The organism is Mesorhizobium sp. M7A.F.Ca.US.002.01.1.1 (assembly GCF_004022955.1).
Taxonomy (GTDB): domain Bacteria; phylum Pseudomonadota; class Alphaproteobacteria; order Rhizobiales; family Rhizobiaceae; genus Mesorhizobium; species Mesorhizobium ciceri.
The window spans coordinates 1-3496 of sequence record NZ_RZQE01000553.1 but is presented as its reverse complement, the minus strand read 5'-3'; the positions used below and the strand labels follow the sequence as shown (position 1 = coordinate 3496).

Genomic DNA, 3496 nt, shown 5'->3' with positions numbered 1-3496 from the left:
GCGTCAAGGATGTCGGCCGGAATCTCGAAGGGCGGCGAGTCCCAGTTGAAGAATTTGCGCGCACCGGCGATCTCGTCGGCGCCGAGCGGCGAACCGTGCGCCTTGTTGGTGCCGGCCTTGGTTGGAGCGCCGAAGCCGATGGTCGTCTTGCAGGCGATCATCGTCGGCTTGTCGGAGTGACGAGCGGCTTCGATGGCATAGGCGATGGCTTCCGGATCGGTGCCGTCGATGTGGCTGGCGTTCCAGCCCGAGGCCTGGAAGCGGGCGACCTGGTCGGTGTTGTCGGCAAGCGAGACCGGGCCGTCGATCGAGATGTTGTTGTTGTCCCAGAAGACGATCAGCTTGTTGAGCTTGAGATGGCCGGCAAGCGCGATGGCTTCCTGGGAAACACCTTCCATCAGGCAGCCGTCACCGGCCAGTACGTAGGTGTAATGGTCGACGAGGTCGTTGCCGAAGGCTGCGTTCATGATGCGCTCGCCGAGCGCGAAGCCGACCGAATTGGCCAGACCCTGGCCGAGCGGGCCGGTGGTCGTCTCTATGCCGGTGGCATGGCCGTATTCGGGATGGCCGGCGGTCTTCGAGCCCAACTGGCGGAAATGCTTGATCTGGTCGATCGTCATGTCCTCGTAGCCGGTCAGGTGCAGCAGCGAATAGAGCAGCATCGAACCGTGGCCGGCCGACAGGATGAAGCGATCCCGGTCGGGCCAATGGGGGGCCTTCGGATCATATTTCAGGAACTTCGTGAACAGCACCGTGGCGATATCGGCGCAGCCCATTGGCAGGCCTGGATGGCCGGAATTTGCCTTCTCGACGGCGTCCATGGAGAGAAAGCGGATCGCATTGGCCATCCGGTCATGTTGTTCACGCGACGTCATGGTTCCTCCAGAAGTGGGGGTTTGGGGGCTTGGGAGAGCCCTTGAAAAGGGTGCGCGACACATAGCAGGCGCGGGCTTTTAGTCAACAAATCGGGTGCACATTTGCCGGTCTTGTGATGCCGGCGGCGGACCTACATTAGCGTTAGCGGGGGACAGTCGCGAGAGCTTTGTTGACGTTGCCTTCACCCGGTGCCTAATGTTTCAGGGATAACGCGTTCTGAACGTGAACGATTCGGTGATGGGCAGGGCACAGGACGAAGGCCATGACCGGGGAAGCCACACTCAAGGAAGTCATCGCGAGGCTGGGCAAGGCCATCGAGGGGCTGGAAAACGCCGTCGCGGCCAAGCTCGAGCATGAACGGGACTACTCCGAAGCCGAGGCCGAGGTGCAGCGGATGAACGCCGATCGCTCGCGGCTGGCGCAGGAACTCGACAATTCCGAAGCGCGCGCCGAACGGCTGGAAGATGCCAACAAGGAAGTCTCGCGACGTTTGGTGACCGCCATGGAAACCATCCGCGCCGTGTTGGACAGATAGGAGCTGGCCCGATGGCACAGGTCACGGTTTCAATCGACGGCAAGCAGTATCGCATGGCCTGCGACGAGGGCCAGGAAGAGCATCTGATCGATCTTGCCGAACGTTTCGACCGCTATGTTTCACACCTGAAGGACTCGTTCGGCGAGATTGGCGATCAGCGGCTGACCGTGATGGCCGGCATTATGGTGATGGATGAACTCTCGGAGTTGCAGAAACGCGTCAAGGGCATGGAAAGCGAAGTGCTGACCTTGCGCAAGACCCGCGACGAGGCTCTGACCAAGGCCGACAAGAGCGATAGCGTGCTGACCAACGCGCTCAGCGCGCTGGCACAGCGCATGGAAGACCTGACTGTGACAATGGCGGTCAACAAGAGCTGAGGCAGGATCTCTCCTGTCCAGCCCAACAGGCTCTCATCCGCGTGCCGAGCATTCGGCAGCATAAAAATGCTCGCCTGCCGCCGACAAGAGTTTCATATTGTCTTGCAGTCACAATTTTTGCGCTAAGATGCAACGATGCCCGGGCGGGGCAGCTCGATGGCGGCATGGGTTGCCGCTTGTCGTTCCTCGCTGCCGACGGGTTCCGTTTACAGGGGAGATGTATCATGAGCCTTCGTATCAACGACATTGCGCCGGATTTTACCGCCGAGACCACGCAAGGGACGATCAAATTCCATGACTGGATCGGGGACGGATGGGCGATCCTGTTCAGTCATCCCAAGAATTTCACGCCGGTCTGCACGACCGAGCTTGGCACGATGGCGGGGCTCGAAGGCGAATTCAAGAAGCGCAACGTCAAGATCATCGGCATTTCGGTCGATCCGGTCGAAAGCCACGGCAAGTGGCAGGACGACATCAAGACGGCGACCGGCCATTCGGTGAACTACCCGCTGATCGGCGACAAGGACCTCAAGGTCGCCAAGCTCTACGACATGCTGCCGGGCGGTGCCGGCGAGACGTCGGAAGGCCGCACACCGGCCGACAATGCCACGGTGCGCTCGGTCTATGTCATCGGACCGGACAAGAAGATCAAGCTGGTGCTGACCTACCCGATGACCACGGGCCGCAACTTCGATGAGATCCTGCGTGCGGTCGATTCCATGCAGCTGACCGCCAAGCATCAGGTGGCGACGCCGGCAAACTGGAAGCAGGGCGAGGACGTCATCATCACCGCTGCCGTCTCCAACGAGGACGCGATCAACCGCTTCGGCGCTTATGAGACCATCCTGCCGTATCTGCGGAAGACCAAGCAGCCCTCTGCCTGACCGCTCCTCGGAACAGTTTTTGGCTTTCCTGTCGCCGCGAGCGAAATGATACTTGACTGGCTCACCCGAGCGGACAACCATGCTCCTCTCGGGTGTCGTCAGAGAAAATCATTCCTGACGACCGAGAGTTGGGGAAGCCAGAATTGGACGTAGCTTTGGCCAGGCCGCAGGTCAGCGGCTTCTACGACAAGCCGACCGGGGCCATCCAGTATGTCGTCGCCGACCAGGCGACGAAACGCTGCGCCATCATCGATCCGATCCTCGATTTCGACGAGAAATCCGGTGCTACGGCAACGACGAATGCCGATATCCTGCTCGACTTCGTCAGCGAGCAGGGGCTGAGCGTCGAATGGATCCTCGACACCCATCCGCACGCCGATCATTTCTCGGCGGCGCACTATCTGAGGGAGAAGACCGGAGCGCCGACAGCGATCGGCGACAGGGTCGTCGACGTCCAGAATTTGTGGAAGGCGATCTACAACTGGCCGGATTTTCCCGCCGACGGTTCGCAGTGGGACAGGCTGTTTGGTGAAGGCGAAACCTTCACGGTCGGCACGCTTCCGGTCAAGGTGCTGTTCTCGCCCGGCCATACGCTGGCGTCGATCACCTATGTGATCGGCGATGCCGCCTTCGTCCACGACACGCTGTTCATGCCCGACAGCGGCACAGCGAGGACGGACTTTCCCGGCGGCAGTGCCGCGCGGCTCTGGCGCTCGATCCAGGACATACTGGCGTTGCCGGACGAGATGCGGCTGTTCGTCGGTCATGACTATCAGGCCGGCGGCCGCGAACCCTTGTGGGAAAGCACGGTCGCCATACAGAAG

5 protein-coding genes are annotated in these 3496 nt (G+C 60.9%); 4 read left to right on the top strand and 1 reads right to left on the bottom strand.

The window, feature by feature from the left end; translation table 11 throughout:
• On the bottom strand, positions 1-875 hold an 875-nt coding region (locus EN932_RS31745; RefSeq protein WP_245483360.1), incomplete at its 3' end, for a thiamine pyrophosphate-dependent enzyme.
• Positions 876-1138: 263 nt separating this feature from the next.
• Here EN932_RS31745 and EN932_RS31740 point away from each other — a divergent pair.
• The 4 genes from EN932_RS31740 to EN932_RS31725 all read left to right on the top strand — a co-directional run.
• Positions 1139-1411, top strand: a complete 273-nt coding sequence (locus EN932_RS31740; protein WP_013529251.1) for a DUF4164 domain-containing protein — start codon at positions 1139-1141, stop codon at positions 1409-1411.
• 11 nt (positions 1412-1422) lie between these two features.
• Positions 1423-1788 (top strand): cell division protein ZapA, encoded by a 366-nt coding sequence (locus EN932_RS31735; RefSeq protein WP_013529252.1) that lies wholly within the window; start codon positions 1423-1425, stop codon positions 1786-1788.
• Positions 1789-2012: 224 nt separating this feature from the next.
• Positions 2013-2672 (top strand): peroxiredoxin, encoded by a 660-nt coding sequence (locus tag EN932_RS31730; RefSeq protein ID WP_063173204.1) that lies wholly within the window; start codon positions 2013-2015, stop codon positions 2670-2672.
• A gap of 143 nt (positions 2673-2815) precedes the next feature.
• Positions 2816-3496, top strand: a 681-nt coding sequence (locus EN932_RS31725) for an MBL fold metallo-hydrolase (protein ID WP_164890719.1), incomplete at its 3' end; no start/stop codon positions are given.

Coding starts and splice junctions, on each gene's coding strand:
- EN932_RS31730 (WP_063173204.1), top strand. CDS start 2,013: ATGAGCCTTCGTATCAACGACATTGCGCCGGATTTTACCGCCGAGACC.
- EN932_RS31735 (WP_013529252.1), top strand. CDS start 1,423: ATGGCACAGGTCACGGTTTCAATCGACGGCAAGCAGTATCGCATGGCC.
- EN932_RS31740 (WP_013529251.1), top strand. CDS start 1,139: ATGACCGGGGAAGCCACACTCAAGGAAGTCATCGCGAGGCTGGGCAAG.